Consider the following 18,616-nt stretch of genomic DNA (forward strand, 5'->3'; position numbering starts at 1 on the left):
CAAAGTTACTTCTGCAACAGAATTGGCACAAATTTGTGCCCCAATATTTCGATAAAATCTTGGAAAATCGTGCCAACGCCGTTTTTGTTTTGGACAAGGACCTAAATTATACCTACGTAAACTCTGCGGCAGAAAACATGGTGGAAAAATCCACCAGTCAGATGTTAGGGCAAAACATTTGGAATCTGTTCCCAAACCTAGATGAAACTGAATTTGGTAAAAAATTATCCGAAGCCATTGCAAAAAGAGAAACATTCCGATCTGATGAATTTTTTTTAGAATCGAAAGGATGGTTTGCGACCCAAGTTTTTCCACAAGAAAATTTTACGATCCTGATTGCGACGGAAATCACTACAGAAAAAAACGCTAGAGATAACTATAGTCAGGTTCTAAATAAAAACAAAGCTATCCTAAGCGCACTCCCTGATAAATTATATGGGATTCACAAAAATGGATCAGTCATTGATCATAAAGAATTTCCAGATTTTAAAGGTTGGGACTCGCTTCATGAAGGCCAGGAAATCAGGTTCACACGAATTGGGAACCTTTTCCCTTCAAAAAAACTTTCTGAAATTGAATCTATATTGGAAAAAGTATTAGATACTGGTGAAACCAAAACTTATGAATATTCCATTGAAGATTACGACGGAGAAAAATATTTTGAAGCCAGGTTCACAAAAACAGGAGAAGAGGATGTCCTTGCAATCGTTCGAAATATCACCGAACGAAAAAAAGCTGAAGCTTTAAAAAACGAATTTATTAGTTTAGTAAGCCATGAGTTAAGAACTCCATTAACATCGATTAAAGGCTCTATTGATTTATTGCTTGCTGGTGTGGCTGGCGAACTCTCCAATCAAACGAAATCCCTTCTAAATATCTGCCGCAAGAACACCCAAAGACTTGTACGTTTTGTTACGGACTTACTTGATATTGAAGCTTTGGATTCGGGTAATATTAATTTTAAATTTAGAACTTATCGTATAGAGGAGATTCTTCAAACTTCTGTTGATGGGATGAGAACCTTTGCCGAACAATACCATGTTTTACTGAATTATGATCAAAATTTTCCATCCACTTCTGTTTTCGTAGATGAAGATAGGTTAAATCATTGTATCACCAATCTGATTTCGAATGCAGTCAAATACACACCTAAGTTTTCAGAGGTTTATATCACGGTTGTTCCTTCTGATACTCATGCTCAAATATTAATTAAAGATAATGGTCCAGGAATTGATCCTAATTTCGCACCAAGGTTATTTCACAGATTCGCACAAGGAGCGCCACCTAAAGATAAATTAGTGGGAGGATCCGGCCTTGGACTTTCCATCACCAAAGGATTTGTAGAAGCAATGAAAGGTAAAATATTTTTTACTTCCGATGATAAGGGAACTGTTTTTACAATTGAATTTCCAATCATCAAACCAGGATCAAATCCTACTGGATACAACCAATGACAGATACTGCTTTAAAACATGTGTTAATTGTTGAAGATGAAGAAGATATTGTAGAAATCCTAAAGATTGCTTTAGAGTTTAACTCAAGTTATCAGGTGAGTTTTGCAAAAACGGGACCGGAAGGACTACAAAAAGCAATTATCTTACAACCTGATTTGATCTTATTAGATGTTTTGATGCCAGGAATGAATGGAATGGAACTCATAGAAGAACTAAAAATTTTTCCAGAAACGAAAGCGATTCCTGTAGCCTTTATTACTTCGCGAGTTTTAAAAAATGAAATTTTGGAATACCAAAGAAGAGGTGGCATAGGTGTGATTGAAAAACCATTTGCCCCTCTTGAAATCGCTGATAAAATTCAAACTCTTTGGGAAGATTCAAAAAAAAGTCGTTAAACTTATTTGTCTTTAAACCCATCCAAAATTTCGTCTTGTCTTCCCATAAGGCGAACCGACAAACGTGGGCCCACTTCGCAAACAATGCGAGAGGCAACATAGTTTCCCCAACGCGCTGACTTTTGTGATGAATACCCTTGAGTTAAACCATACAAAACTCCAGCAGCAAAGGCATCCCCTGCTCCCGTAGTATCAATGGGTTTTACTGGAAATCCGGGAACTAATGTGATTTTGCCATTTTCAGCAACATAAGCACCGTCTTTACCAGCAGTCATAAAAACCAAAGGACAAAGTTTGGAAATATATTCCACAGCCTCTACTGCGGTTTTTGCCCCACTAAGAGCTAATCCTTCTTCCGTGTTACAAAAAACAACGTCTACATATTCTTTTGTTAGGTGAATAAATTCATCTCGGGAACGATTTACACAAAAAGGATCGCTATAAGTAAAGGAAACCTTTACATTGTTTTCCTTTGCTACTTTCATAGTCAGTTCGCTTGCTTTTTTCGTAGAATCTCCATCCCACAAATAACCTTCGACATATACAAATTTACTTTTTTTTAAGTTATTGACATCGATATCATTGGGGCCAAGTGATGTTGAAATCGCAAGATTGGTTAACATTGTACGTTCTGCATCAGGTGTAGTTAATACAACGCAAGTTCCAGTATGGCCATTGGCATCAGGTTTGGTTTCAAATAAAACACCCGCCTCTTCCATATCTTTTTTGTAAAATTCACCATAAGTATCATGAGTTACTTTTCCCGTATAACAGCATGTTCCACCGGAATTTGCAATCGCAATCATTGTGTTGGCCGCACTCCCACCAGAGCGAAGTTCTTTCTTTTCATCATGAAGATCAGCAAGAATTTGACCTTGTCTGGATTCATCTACAAGAGTCATAACACCCTTAGTGATATTTTGTTTTTCTAAAAAATTGGGACTGATAAAGGCAATGATATCTACTAGGGCGTTCCCTACGCCGAATACGTCGTAATGCTTCATGGGGACAATGCTTTTTTCCTTTAGGGAATTGACACTCAATTTTCCTATTTCAGTTTGGCAGGTACCGAGAAAATACCCTTCAATGGTTTCCAAATTCAGATTATCGATTCTGCTTTGTTTCAGTTTGACACCCTTTACCATTTTTGCGCAAACCAAAGATACGAAAGAAGTGGAAATTCGAGCCAATGTGGACTCTCAGTTTAAAAACTCAAACTTTGCTAAAAACCCAACAGGGTTTCAAAAAGAAATTGATTTATCACAAACAAACACCCGTTACACCAGCTTACCCGATGTTCTCAACCGAGAAGCAGGAGTCCGAGTGAGACAATATGGAGGACTTGGATCTTATTCAACGTTATCCTTACGTGGAACCAATCCAAACCAATCCAAAGTATATTGGAATGGTGTTCCCATTAACAATTCAATGGGTGGGGAAATTAATTTAGCAGATTTACCTTTCGATAATTTGGAAAAAATTGAAATTTATAAATCGGGAACTCCTGCCGGTTTTTCGGGATCGGCAATTGGAGGATCTATCAATTTAATTTCCAAATCAAAAATTGATAAACCAATCACCAGAATCAACTTGATGGGTGGAAGTTTTAAAACTGCTAAAGCCACTGTCACCCATATGGATCAATTTGCTAGTGGTTCTTATTTTGTGCAGGCTCTCCAAGAAACATCCGATCAAAATTTTAGTTATCTCAATAACAAAGGTACTGTTTTATTTAATACTTATGATGATACAATCGATACTCGCAGGAATTCACAATTTCGTAAAACAGGATTTACAGGAAATCTTTCGTTAGAATTTGGAAAAACAAAAATCAATTTACTGAATGATTATATCCACAGAAAACAAGGCTTACCTGGACCAGGGAACAGACAGACCGTTGCAGTGGACCGAGTTTTTAGTAAACTTTCTTCTGCGATCACAACAGAAACAAATGAATTTCTTTTACAAAATCTAACACTAGAAACAAAAACTTACGGGAATTTTTCAAAAGATGATTTTTTTGATCCCAAATCAGAATTTAGCTTTGGAACTCCAAATGCATTTACCAAAACAAACCAATACGGCTTTCAACTTTCACCCACTTTATATTTATTAGAATATAATCAAATTATAAGGTCCTCTTTCCAAACAGAACAAGAGTTTTTTACTCGATATGAAAAAAGGTCCAACCATGAAACAGAAAGAAAAGAACCTAAAAAACGTCGTGATACATTAAGTGCCACCTTTCAAGATGAAATAAGATTTTTTTCCAACCGACTTTTCTTAGTCCCTCAAGTTCGTTTTGAAAGATTTACGGATCGATTTGGAAAAGATGAAACGAGTGTTCGCAATCAACTCCTAGATCCAATAGCAGATGTTTTTTATGTCAGACAAGCATTTACCAATCCAAGTTTTGGTATTAAAATTATTTGGATTAAAAAAGAAAATTTAGAATTTGGAACACTTGGAAACATCAGCAAAGACTTTCGTATCCCCACCTTCTTAGAGTTATTTGGAGAAAGAGGAAGTATTGTAGGTAATACCAAGTTAAGGCCAGAACAAAGTAGAAACGGAGATTTCGGGTTTTATCTTAATACAAAACCATTTACAAATTGGAAAATCCAGTCAGATATCTCCATTTTTCAAAAACGAATTTATGATATGATTTTGTTTTTACCTAATTCCCAATTTACTCTTAGGCCTGAAAATGTAGACCAAGCACTCATTCGAGGTTTAGAAACAAGCCACAATATGATTTGGAACAAAGGAATCAAATTTAACTTTAATTATACGTACCAAGATGCAAAAAACTATTCTGATTCTCCGGCATTAAATGGAAAGTATCTACCCCTTCGCTCCAAAAGCCAAGGCAGTGCACTACTTGCACTTTTTAATGAATTTAGCGAAATAGGATTGGAATACCAGTATATTGGTGCTAATTTTCGGGATAGAACCAATGAATATTTAGGATATCTTCCAGCACGGCAATTTTGGAATTTGTATCTTCAGTTCATACCTTATAAAAATTTGGAAACTGGAAACGAATTAGTTTTAGGTTTTGAAGTTCGTAATTTAACGGACAAACGAGTTGAGGATCTGGTAGGTTACCCTTTACCGGGTCGGAGTTATTATTTCACAGGGAGTTACCGATTCTAATGTTGAATACCATTCGCCACTTTCTGGATTTAAGACCTAAACTCAAACCTTCGAGAGTGTTATGCGCATCACGCATATTCACACCTTTACGCGTTTTAAGCGCACCACGCATAATTCCACACTCGCGCGAGTTATACGAAATACGAATATTCCCCATAACTCGATATTCCAATTACAAGTTCGACCCCTCGCGCATTTTTAACGCATTACGCATATTTCCCGTTTTGTTTTTTCATTTCCATTGTTCTCAAATGGAAATTGAAAAACCAAACTTTTTTCAATTTTTATTTTTGTCAGCTTCTCCGACTTCGGTAGGTGTTGTGACTTCTGATTTTGCCAGTGGGGGAAGGTTTAAAACTTTTGAACCAAACTCATTTACCACTTTTCCTACATCAGTCCCAATCCATTCTGATGCAGTCGGAAGATATTCCAATGATAGAGTGTTTATAGTCAATCGTTTGAATCGTGACAATATCCAAGTATTAAACCCACAACTTGGATTTACAACCGAACAGGAGTTTAGTGTTGGCCAAGGAAAAAATCCACAAGACATTTCCGTTTGGAACGATAAATATTTCATAAGTTTGTACAATTCAGATGAGTTGGCTATATATTCAAGATCCAATGGAACAAAAGTAGGAGGTGTTTCTTTTGCTTCATTAAAAGAAACATTTTCTACTTCAGGAGTTCCTGATAACTCAGTCGAAGCTTCTTATATGGCTCAAGAAGGATCAAGTTTATTCATATTATTACAACGCCTAGACAGAAACGATGCATCGGGATACTTACCACCTAACTCAGATTCCTATCTAGTTGAAATTGATATGGATTTAAACCAAATTAGAACCGTGTATACCCTTCCCTATAGAAACCCAAGTTCCAAAATCCAAAAACTAAATCTATTTGGTGAACCTCACTTGGTATTTTCCTGTGTCGGTCGAGTTGGTTTTATTTCACAAATCGATGCAGGTATCATAGCTTTTCGTTTAAACACTAGGCAGTTTCATCCGAATCGCTTATTTGCTGAAGAAACTGCTGGTGGTGATATCCTTGCCTTCCAAATCAAAAATGATGAATTAGGATTTGCTGCTGTTCTTGATTCTAAATTTACTAAAACGATCCAAGCCTTTCGTCCAAGAACCGGCGAACGTCTTGGGACATTACTAGAAATTCCAGGAAATATTGGCATTAGTCTATCTGGATTATTGCTAACAAATGAAGGCAAATTATTAGTTGGATCTACCGATTTTACAAAACCGGGAATTTATGTTTATGACTCCAATTTAGGAAATGTACTTTTAAATCCCATACCTAGTTCGGTAGAACTAACTCCTTTTGATATCTTCCAGTTGCAAAATCTACAATAAATCCCACAGTGGAAAAAGACAGGGGAATCTAATTTATGTTAACTCTAAAGAAAAATCCAAACGGCCCATTAACCAAACAAGTTTTACTCATCATTTTAGATGGAGTTGGTTTTACAGAAAAGGGTTATGAAAATGGGAATGCAGTTGCCAAAGCCAAGATGCCTGTCCTAAAAGGACTTTGGAATACAGAACCAACAGTTTTATTAAAAGCACATGGAACTGCCGTAGGTATGCCTAGTGATGAAGATATGGGCAACTCAGAAGTAGGGCATAATGTTTTAGGATCTGGACGGATATTTGACCAAGGTGCTAAATTAGTTTCTCAATCTATTGAAAATGGAAGTTTGTTCACAGGCCCTATTTGGAAAAAATGTATTTCCAATTGTAAATCCAACCAATCTACATTTCATTTCCTCGGTTTGTTCTCCGATGGAAACGTTCATAGTCATATCGATCATTTAAAAGCACTCATAAACAACGCAATCAAGGAAGATGTAAAAAAAATCCGATTACATATCCTCCTGGATGGAAGAGATGTTCCCGAAAAATCTGCGTTAGACTATCTAAATCCGTTTGAAGAATATCTAGATACTTTTCGTAAAAATGGTATCGATATCCAAATTGCATCTGGTGGTGGACGTATGGAACTTACAATGGACCGTTATGATGCGGATTGGTCTATGGTGGAAAGAGGTTGGAATCATCACGTCGAAGGTGAAGGTCGAACTTTTTCTTCTGCCAAAGAAGCAATCGAAACTTTCCGAAAAGAAAATCCTTCTGTTATTGACCAGTATTTGCCAGGATTTGTGATCAGTGATGCAAATGGCAAACCAGTGGGTAAAGTGGAAGACAATGACTCAGTTGTATTTTTTAACTTCCGTGGTGACCGTGCGATCGAAATCTCTAGAGCTTTTACAGAAGAGACATTAACTAACTTTCATCGAAAAAGATTTCCTAAAATTGAATTTGCTGGGATGATGCAATACGATGGAGACCTCTTTATCCCCAAACAATACTTAGTTGCGCCACCTGCCATTGACAGAACGATGGGTGAGTATTTTGCAAATGAAGGTGTTGCTCAGTATGCTCTTTCCGAAACACAAAAATATGGTCACGTTACATTTTTTTGGAATGGAAATCGATCAGGTTATTTCAATCAAACATTGGAAACTTACGAAGAAGTAAAATCAGACATCATTCCGTTTGACCAAAAGCCAGAAATGAAAGCAAAAGAAATCACCGATAATTTAGTTCTTGCTTTAACTTCACACAAATTCCCTTTTTTAAGAGTGAACTATGCTAACGGAGATATGGTGGGACATACGGGAAATATGGATGCAACCGTTCGTGGATTGGAATACTTAGACGTATGTTTAGAACGAGTGAAAAAAATCTGTGATGAAACAGGAACTGTTTTATGTATTACTGCTGATCATGGTAACGCAGATGAAATGTATCAACTAAACAAAAAAGGTACAGCAGAAACATCAAAAGACGGAAATCCAGTTCCCAAAACAAGTCACACTTTAAATCCAGTGCAATTCGTTCTTTATGATCCAAAAGGAAAAATCAAACTTAATCAAAGCTTAAAAGAAAAAGGTCTTGCCAATGTAGCAGCAACGATGATGGATCTTTTAGGATTTGAAGCACCAGAAGGATATCATCCAAGTCTAATCACTAGAGACTAAATTTCTAACGTAACATGAAATTTCGGATTTCCATCGGACTTATATTCAGTTTATTTTTTATTCACTGTACTGAGTCCGAAATAGGTTCCTTCTCGGAAGAAACTAAAGAAAAAATCAGAAAGAAAATCAAACAAGAAGGTTTTCAAGGAGTGGTTCTCATTTCGCAAGATGATAACATACTCTTTAGAGAATCCATTTACCCAGGTAAAAAACGAAAAAGTTCACAACTTTACAAAAAACGCAATTTCCCGTTAGGTGAATCAACCAAAACGTTTACTTCCTTTGCCATTCACATTTTAGAAGAAGAGAAAAAAATTTCCCTAACTGATCCTGTATCTAAACATTTAAAATGGTTTCCCGATTCAAAAGTCAAAATAGAACATTTATTGCGTCATACATCAGGATTACCAAAAATTATAGAGTTTCTACCAAATATTGATTTAGAAAAAAGTAATCTAAAACGTGAAGACATTAAAAGACTTTTTTTAGAATCAAAATTGAAACCTGCATTTCCTCCAGGAGAGTATTGGAAATACAGTCGACTCGATTATCTTCTATTAACCTATATCATTGAAAAAGCATCAGGCACTTCTTATTCCCAATTTTTGAAAGAACGAATTTTTAGGCCTTTAGGATTTCAAAACACAAATGTAGATTCTAACGAAGTTTTAATTGGCAATAGTGGGATTTATTCTACTCCAGAGGATCTTGTGATTTTTAGTGAGGAGATAAAAAAACCAAAACTAATATCAAAATTATCACGAGATTCAATCATTAAAAAAACCGTTTTGTCTGACTCCATCTCAGAAGATCCCATTGCGTTTGGTGAAGGAGTATTCGTTGGAGATTATTTTTATTGGACTTATGGTAAAGAAAAAGGGATTTCAAACTTTGTATACCACGATCTAAAAAGTAGAATTTTCATTACTGTCGTAAGTCCCTATGGCAGAAGTAAGGGAGATTTATCTTCCGTAAAATCAGCACTTACAGAGATTATTTTTGATGCTAAAAAATTAAATCTTAAAAAGAAAACCAATCTTCCAAACGAAATCTATATTGAAGATATGATGAAAGAAGAAAAAGTTCCATCTTTAGGAATTGCCGTGTTTAAAAATTATTCCTTGAGTTGGAAAAAGATGTACGGAACAAAATCCCAGAACACATTGTTTCGAGCAGGTTCCCTTTCCAAAACAATGACTGCTACCGCAACACTTAGATTAGTTGAAGAAAACGAATTAGATTTATATTCTAATTGGATAGGAAAACTTAAACAATACAAAGTTTCTATTCCTAAAGGTAAAAAAAGATCACTTGTAAATCTCGACCTATTACTTTCACATACTAGTGGACTTACAGAAAAAGGAAACTGGGATGATCCGGTAAACTCTGGGAAAAAACATTTACGCGAATTAAAAGATACCAATACGACTAAAGGGAATGGGTTAAAGTTATATTATAAACCAGGAACTAAATCGAGGTATTCAGGCGGTGGCTATAGCATTGTGCAAGAGATCCTCACCGAACGAACTGGAAAATCATTTCAAAACCTTATGTCTGAGATTGTATTCCAACCCCTACGCATGAACCGCAGCACGTTTCGACAAAATCTTACAACGAGTGATGACCGTTGCGATGGATATGATGAACTTGGAAATATTTTACCGCAAAAAACATTTGTTACGCCTGAACTTTCCTCTGGAGGACTTTGGACAACCCCTGAGGAAGTTGGCCTATTATTTGCGGAAGTGGCAAAAGCTAAACAAGGCAAATCGAACTTTTTAACCAAAGAATCGGCAGAATATTTGCTTTCCCCAAAAATGAGTGCCGCCAATCTTACGGTTCACGCACTGGTAGCCCACGGATTCTTCCTAAACCGCACCGGAAAAACGGAATATTTTTTCCACGGAGGCCATACAAAGGGACATAAGTCGCTTGCTCTTTTCAATACAGAAAAGGGGTATGGGGTGGTCATCATGACCAATTCGGAAAATGGTTCCAAACTGATCTGGCGGATTCTCAGGTCCATTTCAGTAGAAGAAAAATGGGACAAGTTTGTGAATTAATCTATTGACCAATTTCCAAAATTAGCTATTCTCAAATCGGTTCAATGGAATATACAGAATCTAAATTCAACGGCATTGTTGTTCTGAAATTATTTGGCAACTTAGATATGTTAAATGCCGGTATTCTAAAAGAACGAATCAAGGAATCGGCGTCCCAGAAGGAACACAGGTTTATCTTCGATTTAGAAGGTGTCAGTTTCATAGACTCTTCCGGGTTTGGCCTCATCATGTCCCTAAATGATAAATTATCTGAGTTAGGTGGAGGATTACGAATTGTTAACGTATCCAAAACCATCAGGCAAATTTTTCGAATTTCGAAAATATCTTCCGTAATTCAAATCTTTGAAAGTACGGAAGAGGCAATTGATTCCTTCAAATAAACTAAGTTACCGAAGTAGTAACCATTTTTTTCCAAAAGTTTTTTAACTTTTGTACTTTGGGATTTTCAGGTGCAATTTCTTGAAGGTTTAAAAGCACTTCTTTCGACCTTTCTATATCTCGTCTGTGCATTAGAATTTCCGCAAGTAACAAAAGATTATTGAAGTTTTTAGGATCTCTAAATCGAAGTCTTTCTGCAAAATCAGTTGCTAATACAAAATCTCTTCTTTGTTTATGAGCATAGGCAATATAAAATAAAAAATCTGTATCACCTGGATTTAATTGTAAATATCGATTGGCAAGTTCAATTGCCTTTTCATAATCCTTCGATTTCATATACAATTTAGATAATTCTCTTAAACAATAAAGATCATCTGGTTCAGAGTCTAATGCTAACTCTAAAGCAAAAATGGCATTATTCCATTCCCCGTCCCGATAGGATTGAATCCCTTCACCTAACATTTGATAATAAACAGTAGGTTTTGTTGATTCTTTTGCTGCATAGGCAACTTCTTCTAAAAATGCAATACGCATCAAACTTAAGTCATCAGTGAGATCTCCAAATTGTAACATTACTTTACAAATTTGCTCCAAGTCACCTGCTCCTTCAGCGACATGTCTTAAGAAGATAGTTTCATCATCATTAATTACACGGTTTCCACCTGACTGACCCACAAATAAATCATCTCGCCCATCAGAACCCAATATCAACACATCACCTGGTCGTAAGGGATAAATTTGGATGACCACTTCGTCACCACTCATTTCGGTGAATCCGATTTTTCTTAAAGAATGTTCATTCTCAAGAAAACTTGCATTTCCATCTCGATAAAGAACAATCCAAGGATGTTCAGCATTGATGTAATACAAAGTCCCTGTTTCTTCATCAACTAATCCCAATATGGCGGAAAGTAACATATGGCCGTCAAAACTAATAAAAACGTTATGAACTTCCTGAAAACATTCCTTCAACCAACGTTCAGGGTGTCGATCTTGCATATAACGTAATTTTTGAGTTCTTGTGATAATGGATTTAAAAACTGTTCCCATGACTAGAGCTCCACCTGCTCCTTGGATGGACTTACCCATTGCATCGGCGTTTAAAAAGACAGTATATTTTTTACCCATCAAATAAATGGAATCAGAAACCGAAAGGTCTCCTCCAATTTCAGATTGTTTATTTCTGAATTTGAATTGTTTCATTTGTCTTTCAAAAATTTTAACGGAAACCGTTTCTGATTTGGAAAAAGAACCTCGCAAAGGTTTGATTAAAAGTGAAGTTAAAAAATAATCTCCATCTTGTTTGTCTTGCAGTTTTTGCATTTCCGATAATGTTTCATTTAATTCTCTGGTCCTTAGATTTACCATTTCCTCTAAATGATTTTGGTGTTCCGACAACTCCTCTTTCATCTCGACAAAAACTCTTCCCATCTGACCAATTTCATCACTTCTATGAGTTGGCAAAGTTTCTGGTTTCCATTGGTCTAAATCAACCATTGCACTGGTTAGAAGTTTAATCGCTTCGACCATATCTCTTGAAAACAAAAAGGAAATAAGGAAAATTACGCCACATAACACTAAGGAGGCGACAACAAAAAAGGACCAAATTCTCCAAGTTTTTGATTCCACCTCATTTTCATCAATCATCACATGAAATACCAATTGTTTCACCGATTGTGAATTACCAACATAAGGAATTTTCACTAAATAATAGGGTTTTTTTTGAAAATGAAACCTTTGTTCCTCCATTAACAAATCTGGTTTTTCATTCATCACCATACGAATGGTATCGGAACCAATAGTTTTTACTTTTCCTTCTTGAAAAATTGCTAAATGAATTCGATTGTCTTTGGAAATCGTTTTTGTGAAATTATCATCTACGACTTGACCGATAAGAATGGTCCCACGACCAAACAGTGGTGCCGCCAAACGAAATCCGAGTCCACTATGTCCGTCTTCCAGAGCCGCAGTGGACTCTCCATTCAATGCGTTTTTAATAATCGGTTGGTTTTTTTTATCATCTCCAAAGTCTTTGGGGCGATGTACTCGAAACAAAACCTTACCTTGGTGATCACCAATTTCAAAAATCGAAAGACCATATCTTTTTAGAATTTGTTGTAAATAAGGAAGTTCCTTGGAAAGAACAGAGCGATCCGTTAGACCTCTTTCCAAAATTCCTCTGGTTTGGGAATTAAAAGTGATTTCCTCTAATAATAATCGAAGTTTTTCTTCTTTAAATTCCAACTCTCTTTGAAAATTTCGAGAAAGATCCTCAGCTCGCTGCGTTTGTGGTATATTTTTTACAGATTGCAAAAGATAGGCGAAACTGGTGGTGAGAGCGATTACAAGAAGAATTTGACTCACACTCAATATTAATAAGAATTTGTAACGTATGCTCATAGAAAATTACGTGAATCTTCTCAGAATTGAGTTACAATCAAATGACATTCCCTTGAAGGAAATGTATCATCAAAAAAATTTCAGATGAAACCAAACGCATTTCTTTTTTTCATAATTATCCTCATTTTGCTACTTTATTATACTTTTGAATATTTTATACACAACCAAACTTTAAAAAAATTCAAACACCGAATTCACGTAAATGGAACAAGAGGGAAATCAAGCGTAACAAGACTTATACGAGCAGGACTTTCCTCTACAGGAATGTCTGTATTTGCAAAAACAACAGGAACAATGGCAAGGATGATTTTTCCTGATGGATCAGAAGAATCTATCTCTCGATTTGGAAAACCATCTATTTTAGAACAAATTAAAATTCTAAAAAAAGCAAGTCGTATGGGAGCAGAAATAGTCGTTTTAGAATGTATGGCCTTAGAACCACGTTACCAGTGGGCAAGTGAAGGACAAATTTTGAAATCTGACATTGGAGTGATAACTAATATCAGAGAAGACCATCTAGAAGTAATGGGACCTGATTTAAAAGATGTCGCAAAATCATTATTATCTGGTTGCCCCGTAAAAGGTACTCTTGTAGCAGGTCCAACAGATTTTGAATCCATAATCCTCAAAGTATGTGAGGACAGAAAAACAAATGCCATTTTCATCCAAGAAGAATCAGAGCACACAGTCTCCGATGATGAAATGAATAAGTTTTCTTATTGGGAACATAAAGAAAATGTGAATTTGGCTCTAAAGGTTTGCGAAATCCTGGGAGTGGAAAGAAAAAATGCGTTAGAAGCAATGTGGAAAGTAAATCCAGATCCAGGCGCCCTTTCCGTATCTCCTATCCATTTTTTTGGAAAAGAATTTATTTATGTCAATGCAATGGCTGCCAACGATCCCAATAGTACAAAACTGATTTGGTCCTCTGTAATTGATAGATATCCTCAATACAATAAACGATATATATTATTTCATACAAGAGATGATAGGCCGGAACGAAGCCATCAACTAACAAAGGAATTTGCAAATTGGGAAGGATATGATGCGGTAATTTTAATTGGTTCCTCCACTTCTCTTGCTTTTAAATATTTAAAAACATATTCCAAAAAAGACATACCTATTTTTGTTTGGGAACATTTAAGTTTAGATGGAATTTTTGAATCGTTACTTTCGATTCTACCAAAACAATCTATGGTTTTTGGGATTGGAAATATAGTAGGTTTAGGAATGGATTTATCTTTATATCTGAAAAATAGGTCGGAACAAACCAATGAATGAAATTCTTCCACTTTCTATTGGGCTTAGCCTTGTTGTCAGTTTAGTATTTTCGGAATTGTTCGGAATTCTCGGAACAGGACTTGTCGTGCCGGGATATTTGGCTTTATCATTAAATCATCCTAAAAATATAACTCTTACTTTTTTAATCGCATTACTCTCCTATATTTGTGTAGAAGTGTTATCTAATTTTTTATTAATATTTGGAAAAAGAAAAATCGTCTTTATATTGTTATTTGGTTATTTCTTCGGATATTTGCTGAATTACCAAATCCTTCCCGATGTAGATATTGGATATCTTGCAGAAGTAAGAGGAATCGGATTTATTATTCCTGGTCTCATTGCTGTTTGGTATGAAAGACAAGGAGTTTTAGAAACCACATCAGTTCTTATCTTGGCAGCTATATTTGTAAAAATCCTTCTCATCTTTATCTTGGGTACAGAGTTAGAAACTTTATGATGACTAAAATTTATTGGTCGCCGTGGAAACATAGCCGAATCGCTCTCTTTTTATTAGCAATTTTAGGAATTTTAGGCCTTCTGTTAATTGAAACCTGTAAGGTTAAAAAAGAACAATCCTATTTCAAAAAGAAACTTCATGCCGCAAAACTAGCCGAACGTGGATTTCAAATTTTAAAACCGGAACTTCTCAAACATAAAAAACCTGATTATAAGGAACTAGACCCTACCAATTCAGGATTTATCGGAGACTTTTTAACGCCAGTAACGAGTAACAGTGGTTCGTTGTCAGCCAAACAAACATCCATCAACCCAAACTTTGCTGCAGTGATGATCCAATTTCTAAAAAAAGCAAAACTAGAAGAAGGTGACACAGTGGCCGTTGCCGTATCCGGATCTTTTCCTGCACTGAATCTTTGTTTATATGCAGCACTTGAAACATTAAAACTCAAACCTATTATTATTTCCAGTGCCTCAGCATCACAATTTGGTGCCAACCATCCTCAAATGCTTTGGTTAGATATGGAAAGAGAACTGGCTGAATCTGGAATCTTTTCATTTAAGTCTAGTTATGCGTCTCTTGGAGGAATTCAAGACAAAGCAATGGGTATATCTAAAGAAGGGAAAATTCTTCTTGGTCTTGCTTTACAAAGAAACCAAGTAAAACTCTTAGATCCTCTTCATTTTGATGATTCCATTGAGAAACGAATGAAACTCTATGAAGAATTATCAGGTGGGAAACCAATCAAATTGTTTGTGAATGTGGGTGGAGGAACAACGATCCTTGGTACCAATCTCGGCAAACAAGTATTCAAAAATGGACTCATCACGAACTTACCGGAAGAAGTCCATGTTCCCAATTCTGTCATTAAATCCTTTTTGGAACGCGAAGTTCCTGTTATCAATTTCATTCAAATTGAATCACTCGCAAGGAAATTTGGCCTTCCCCAAACTCCCAAAAAAGTTCCGAAACCAGGGGAAGGGAGAGTGTTTTATTCCGAAGAATACAGTCCCATACTCTATCTTTCCGTTTTCCTTTTTCTCCTGGTTGGATTGTATGGTGTAACGAGGCTCGGTTGGGGCGAAAATGAAGAAGATCGCCATCTTCCCAAATCCTTACGAGCTAAGTGAGGTAATATGGCAAAAATCATAGTCCTTTCTATTCTTCTTTTTTTGGTTTTACGTTGGGTCAGTCGGATTCTGATTTTACCGGCAAAAATTGCGGAAGAGTTGGGAAACAGGCAAAAGGAAGGAAACCCCAAACCTTCTGAGTGGACCAAACCTCGCGAAAAGGATATCTCAGACCGGGGAAAAATAATCGATTAAAGTCCCTATTTCCTAACAGGCGAATTAGGAATTCTGTCGAAAATCAAACTAAGATGAGACAGAATTCGATTCCAAGTCCCCTCATTCGGATTGTATCCAAAAATATTTTTCCCTTACTTCCCATTCTTTTTACCATCACCCTGATCCAATGTGGTGTCCCCAAAGGCGAGTTTGGTTGGACCACCACCAAAATGGAAGAGATGGATATTTTAGAAAAAAACATCCAAACCATCACCGACTATAAAATGATGCGAGATGATCTTATCTTTTCTCCTTCAGACACCATTCATTATGTTTATCAGTTTTCTAGAAGTCCTGGTTTAGAAACAGACTTCTATATTTCACTCAATCGTTATGAACTTGATTTTGTTGAAATTGATATCAAGAAAAAACGAGTAGAACCGGATTCCCTTGCCATTAGAGATGAATTTTCTCTTCTTAGGACAGGTGAGTATTTAATCAAAATCGTCCATGAAGGTGATACGGTAGATGAAGTAAAATTTCGCGTTTTACCAGACGAAGGTTATACTCAAGAAAATCTTGAACAAGAATTAGCTGGTGATCAAACAGATGAAATCATCAAATACTCTCGTTAATTGGCGGTTGTATATTTCCTGTTTCTAAAATTCTTTTGACTCGTTCCAGTTCTTTCAAAGCAACGCGGATATCGGTTTCGCCACCTTTGTTAACGATAAGTTCATAATACTCTTTTGCTTTCACAAAATCTCTAGATTCTTCAGCGAGCACTCCTAATCGAAATAATATTTTTATCAAAGGAATTTTATTTCTTTTGGTTTCTAAAACACGGATGATTGCTTCTTGGTCTTCAATTTTTAAATCCATCAATCGATACTGCGAAAGAATATCATCGAGAGTTGTGACCATCAGATCTTTTTTGAGACTTTGTTTTTTCTCAATCATATCTTTGAGTTCTTTTTCAGCATTTAACATCTTTTCATCTAAACGTTTCCATTGAGAAAAGGAAAGATTCAGTTTATTACGTTCCAATTCATTTCGTTTGTATTTTTTATCTTTTTTACTCAGATAATAATAGGCGATGGATTCAAGTTCGGTAAGCCCTGTATCTGCATCTAACGAAGGATTCCAATCCTTACTATTTCGTTCCAACCAATACTCTAAAAAAGGTGCGGCTCGGTCCGGGTCTCCAATTTGTGAATTGAAAAACACTCCTATTTCATAGGAAACTCTCGTTTTATCAACAGAATCTGGAGATAAGTTAAAATACTTTTCGTAATATTGACCTGCGAGAATATTTCTTTTTAAATCCGCATTGAGAGTGGCCAAACGTAAATTTGATTTTATGATTCTTTCTTGTTCTTCGGCTGTGGGATTTTTTCCTTTTAAAAGTTCGATCAAACCTTTTTCATAAAAGTCAGCGGCTCTTTCCTTTTTACCATCTTGTCTATATTGTTCGGCAATATCAGTTAACACCAATGGATTTTCATTCCACAGCCGATAGGCACGTTCCAATATTAATTCATAAGCAAAAAAATCAGTGTTTCTCTTATAATCGAATAAAACATAAATCCCCTTTCCCGCGGTACCAAGTTTGTTTACGATCTTTAGTCGTTCTTTGTTATCATCCTCTAATTTACGAACTACATTAGCAAATGCATATAAGTCGTTGGATTCAATTTGTTTGCGTTTATTTAGATAGGCCAAATAACGTTGGTTTACGGATTCATCATATCTTTGTTTCGTTTGTTTTCGATTTTCTTCAGCGAGGCGGACATCTTCTTTCCAAACTTTTGATTGAGGAATCAAATCGGCTAAACTTTTCCCTTCTCGGATCCAATTACTTTCTTTGATGTGGATATCATCTTTTGTTTTTTTTACTTTTTGTTCTGCTTGTTTCCATTCATTATAGAAACGGTCATGTTCTTTTGCAGAATTTGCATCATATCCTAATACATCTTCTTTTTGCCATTCTCCGTTCCGAAATCCTTCTTCTGTCATTTCCAATGGATGGTATCGAAACGCTGCAAGATAATGCCTTAACGCTGGTGCATACTTTTCGGACTCAACATACAACCTAGCAAGCCTTATGTGTAATTGGTATAATAAGGGAGAGTCCCGAACAATATAAGTTTCTGTATTTTTATGAGTGCTTTGCCACAACAAAAGACGAATATCATTCATCTCCGTTCTGGAGTTATAAACATTGCCTTTTTCTCGGTCTTCCCAAATTCGTTTTTCTTCTATGAACTGACTGTAATAACGTTTGAGAAGGCCTTCCGCCTCACGGATCTTAGTTTCTATATTTTTAGGTCCAGACTCTACTCCCGCATCCACTGGAGTGTCCGCCCCCGGAATGACAGGGACATCCTGAGCATTGGGATCTAAGGGTTTTGGTTCTTCCCTAAGGGCAATTCCAGAATCTTCGTCTACGGGAATTCTTTTTTCTGAATCTAAGGTTTGGATTTCCTCTGTGGAGATGACTTGTAAGGGAGATAAATAAAGTCCTGACAAAGGATTTCTCCTGTCCTCTTCCCCTGCCCAAAGGGCACCAAACCCACTTAGGAAGGAAGAGAAAACCAAAAGACAAAAGGATAGGTAGAGTGGCATAAAACTAACATCAAGAGGTAATCTTTTTGCGGTTTTCACGATTGTAACGTTGGTCCACAGCTTCCT

The 18,616-nt window shown here is 36.2% G+C and carries 15 protein-coding genes; 12 read left to right on the forward strand and 3 right to left on the reverse strand.

Annotated features, from left to right (window positions below):
- Positions 1 to 35: 35 nt before the first annotated feature.
- Positions 36 to 1,454: an ATP-binding protein gene (locus EHQ31_RS15835; protein WP_244247433.1), complete on the forward strand. Its 1,419-nt coding sequence runs from the start codon at positions 36 to 38 to the stop codon at positions 1,452 to 1,454.
- On the forward strand, positions 1,451 to 1,849 hold the full coding sequence (locus EHQ31_RS15840; RefSeq protein ID WP_135571862.1) for a response regulator: 399 nt from the start codon (positions 1,451 to 1,453) through the stop codon (positions 1,847 to 1,849). Before EHQ31_RS15835 ends, EHQ31_RS15840 begins: the two co-directional genes overlap by 4 nt.
- Positions 1,850 to 1,851: 2 nt before the next feature.
- Here the strand turns inward: EHQ31_RS15840 and EHQ31_RS15845 are convergent, their stop codons facing one another.
- Positions 1,852 to 2,853, reverse strand: coding sequence for an adenosine kinase (locus tag EHQ31_RS15845; RefSeq protein WP_135571864.1), 1,002 nt, complete (start codon positions 2,851 to 2,853; stop codon positions 1,852 to 1,854).
- An 82-nt stretch (positions 2,854 to 2,935) separates the two neighbouring features.
- On the opposite strand from EHQ31_RS15845, the gene EHQ31_RS15850 reads away from it, so the two are divergent.
- From EHQ31_RS15850 to EHQ31_RS15870, 5 genes are all read left to right on the forward strand, one after another.
- Positions 2,936 to 5,005 (forward strand): TonB-dependent receptor, encoded by a 2,070-nt coding sequence (locus EHQ31_RS15850; RefSeq protein WP_135571866.1) that lies wholly within the window; start codon positions 2,936 to 2,938, stop codon positions 5,003 to 5,005.
- Positions 5,006 to 5,256: 251 nt separating this feature from the next.
- On the forward strand, positions 5,257 to 6,372 hold the full coding sequence (locus EHQ31_RS15855) for a hypothetical protein (protein WP_135571868.1): 1,116 nt from the start codon (positions 5,257 to 5,259) through the stop codon (positions 6,370 to 6,372).
- Between the two features lie 35 nt (positions 6,373 to 6,407).
- Positions 6,408 to 8,060, forward strand: a complete 1,653-nt coding sequence (gene gpmI, locus EHQ31_RS15860) for a 2,3-bisphosphoglycerate-independent phosphoglycerate mutase (RefSeq protein WP_135571870.1) — start codon at positions 6,408 to 6,410, stop codon at positions 8,058 to 8,060.
- Between the two features lie 14 nt (positions 8,061 to 8,074).
- Positions 8,075 to 10,123, forward strand: a complete 2,049-nt coding sequence (locus tag EHQ31_RS15865; protein ID WP_135571872.1) for a serine hydrolase domain-containing protein — start codon at positions 8,075 to 8,077, stop codon at positions 10,121 to 10,123.
- A 44-nt stretch (positions 10,124 to 10,167) separates the two neighbouring features.
- Entirely contained in the window at positions 10,168 to 10,503 is a 336-nt protein-coding gene (locus EHQ31_RS15870) for an STAS domain-containing protein (protein WP_135571874.1), read from the forward strand.
- A gap of 1 nt (position 10,504) precedes the next feature.
- Here EHQ31_RS15870 and EHQ31_RS15875 read toward each other — a convergent pair whose 3' ends face one another.
- Positions 10,505 to 12,901, reverse strand: coding sequence for a SpoIIE family protein phosphatase (locus EHQ31_RS15875; RefSeq protein WP_135571876.1), 2,397 nt, complete (start codon positions 12,899 to 12,901; stop codon positions 10,505 to 10,507).
- An 84-nt stretch (positions 12,902 to 12,985) separates the two neighbouring features.
- On the opposite strand from EHQ31_RS15875, the gene pgsB reads away from it, so the two are divergent.
- The 5 genes from pgsB to EHQ31_RS15900 are packed head-to-tail and all read left to right on the forward strand — an operon-like array spanning position 12,986 to position 16,560.
- The gene (pgsB, locus tag EHQ31_RS15880) at positions 12,986 to 14,182 is read left to right on the forward strand and encodes a poly-gamma-glutamate synthase PgsB (protein ID WP_135571878.1); all 1,197 of its coding nucleotides are present in this window, start codon (positions 12,986 to 12,988) and stop codon (positions 14,180 to 14,182) included.
- Positions 14,175 to 14,639: a poly-gamma-glutamate biosynthesis protein PgsC gene (gene pgsC / locus EHQ31_RS15885; RefSeq protein ID WP_135571880.1), complete on the forward strand. Its 465-nt coding sequence runs from the start codon at positions 14,175 to 14,177 to the stop codon at positions 14,637 to 14,639. Before pgsB ends, pgsC begins: the two co-directional genes overlap by 8 nt.
- Positions 14,639 to 15,769, forward strand: coding sequence for a poly-gamma-glutamate system protein (pgsW, locus tag EHQ31_RS15890; RefSeq protein ID WP_135573992.1), 1,131 nt, complete (start codon positions 14,639 to 14,641; stop codon positions 15,767 to 15,769). Before pgsC ends, pgsW begins: the two co-directional genes overlap by 1 nt.
- A 6-nt stretch (positions 15,770 to 15,775) precedes the next feature.
- Positions 15,776 to 15,964, forward strand: coding sequence for a hypothetical protein (locus tag EHQ31_RS15895; protein WP_135571882.1), 189 nt, complete (start codon positions 15,776 to 15,778; stop codon positions 15,962 to 15,964).
- A gap of 53 nt (positions 15,965 to 16,017) precedes the next feature.
- The gene (locus EHQ31_RS15900; protein ID WP_135571884.1) at positions 16,018 to 16,560 is read left to right on the forward strand and encodes an LIC_12238 family plasminogen-binding lipoprotein; all 543 of its coding nucleotides are present in this window, start codon (positions 16,018 to 16,020) and stop codon (positions 16,558 to 16,560) included.
- Here the strand turns inward: EHQ31_RS15900 and EHQ31_RS15905 are convergent.
- Positions 16,544 to 18,550 carry a tetratricopeptide repeat protein gene (locus EHQ31_RS15905; protein ID WP_338069475.1) on the reverse strand — a complete coding sequence of 669 codons (2,007 nt, stop codon included), beginning with the start codon at positions 18,548 to 18,550 and terminating at the stop codon, positions 16,544 to 16,546. The two genes, EHQ31_RS15900 and EHQ31_RS15905, sit on opposite strands and share 17 nt — an antisense overlap.
- Positions 18,551 to 18,616 lie beyond the last annotated feature (66 nt).

Origin of the sequence: Leptospira montravelensis (assembly GCF_004770045.1) — a bacterium.
GTDB classification, from domain to species: Bacteria; Spirochaetota; Leptospiria; order Leptospirales; family Leptospiraceae; genus Leptospira_A; species Leptospira_A montravelensis.

Excerpts from the sequence above, each read along its gene's own strand:
- EHQ31_RS15870 (WP_135571874.1), top strand. The coding sequence starts at position 10,168 with ATGGAATATACAGAATCTAAATTCAACGGCATTGTTGTTCTGAAATTA.
- EHQ31_RS15845 (WP_135571864.1), bottom strand. The coding sequence starts at position 2,853 with ATGAAGCATTACGACGTATTCGGCGTAGGGAACGCCCTAGTAGATATC.
- EHQ31_RS15875 (WP_135571876.1), bottom strand. The coding sequence starts at position 12,901 with ATGAGCATACGTTACAAATTCTTATTAATATTGAGTGTGAGTCAAATT.
- pgsW (WP_135573992.1), top strand. The coding sequence starts at position 14,639 with ATGACTAAAATTTATTGGTCGCCGTGGAAACATAGCCGAATCGCTCTC.
- EHQ31_RS15895 (WP_135571882.1), top strand. The coding sequence starts at position 15,776 with ATGGCAAAAATCATAGTCCTTTCTATTCTTCTTTTTTTGGTTTTACGT.
- EHQ31_RS15840 (WP_135571862.1), top strand. The coding sequence starts at position 1,451 with ATGACAGATACTGCTTTAAAACATGTGTTAATTGTTGAAGATGAAGAA.
- EHQ31_RS15855 (WP_135571868.1), top strand. The coding sequence starts at position 5,257 with ATGGAAATTGAAAAACCAAACTTTTTTCAATTTTTATTTTTGTCAGCT.
- EHQ31_RS15905 (WP_338069475.1), bottom strand. The coding sequence starts at position 18,550 with ATGCCACTCTACCTATCCTTTTGTCTTTTGGTTTTCTCTTCCTTCCTA.
- gpmI (WP_135571870.1), top strand. The coding sequence starts at position 6,408 with ATGTTAACTCTAAAGAAAAATCCAAACGGCCCATTAACCAAACAAGTT.
- EHQ31_RS15865 (WP_135571872.1), top strand. The coding sequence starts at position 8,075 with ATGAAATTTCGGATTTCCATCGGACTTATATTCAGTTTATTTTTTATT.
- EHQ31_RS15850 (WP_135571866.1), top strand. The coding sequence starts at position 2,936 with ATGGTTTCCAAATTCAGATTATCGATTCTGCTTTGTTTCAGTTTGACA.
- EHQ31_RS15900 (WP_135571884.1), top strand. The coding sequence starts at position 16,018 with ATGAGACAGAATTCGATTCCAAGTCCCCTCATTCGGATTGTATCCAAA.
- pgsC (WP_135571880.1), top strand. The coding sequence starts at position 14,175 with ATGAATGAAATTCTTCCACTTTCTATTGGGCTTAGCCTTGTTGTCAGT.
- pgsB (WP_135571878.1), top strand. The coding sequence starts at position 12,986 with ATGAAACCAAACGCATTTCTTTTTTTCATAATTATCCTCATTTTGCTA.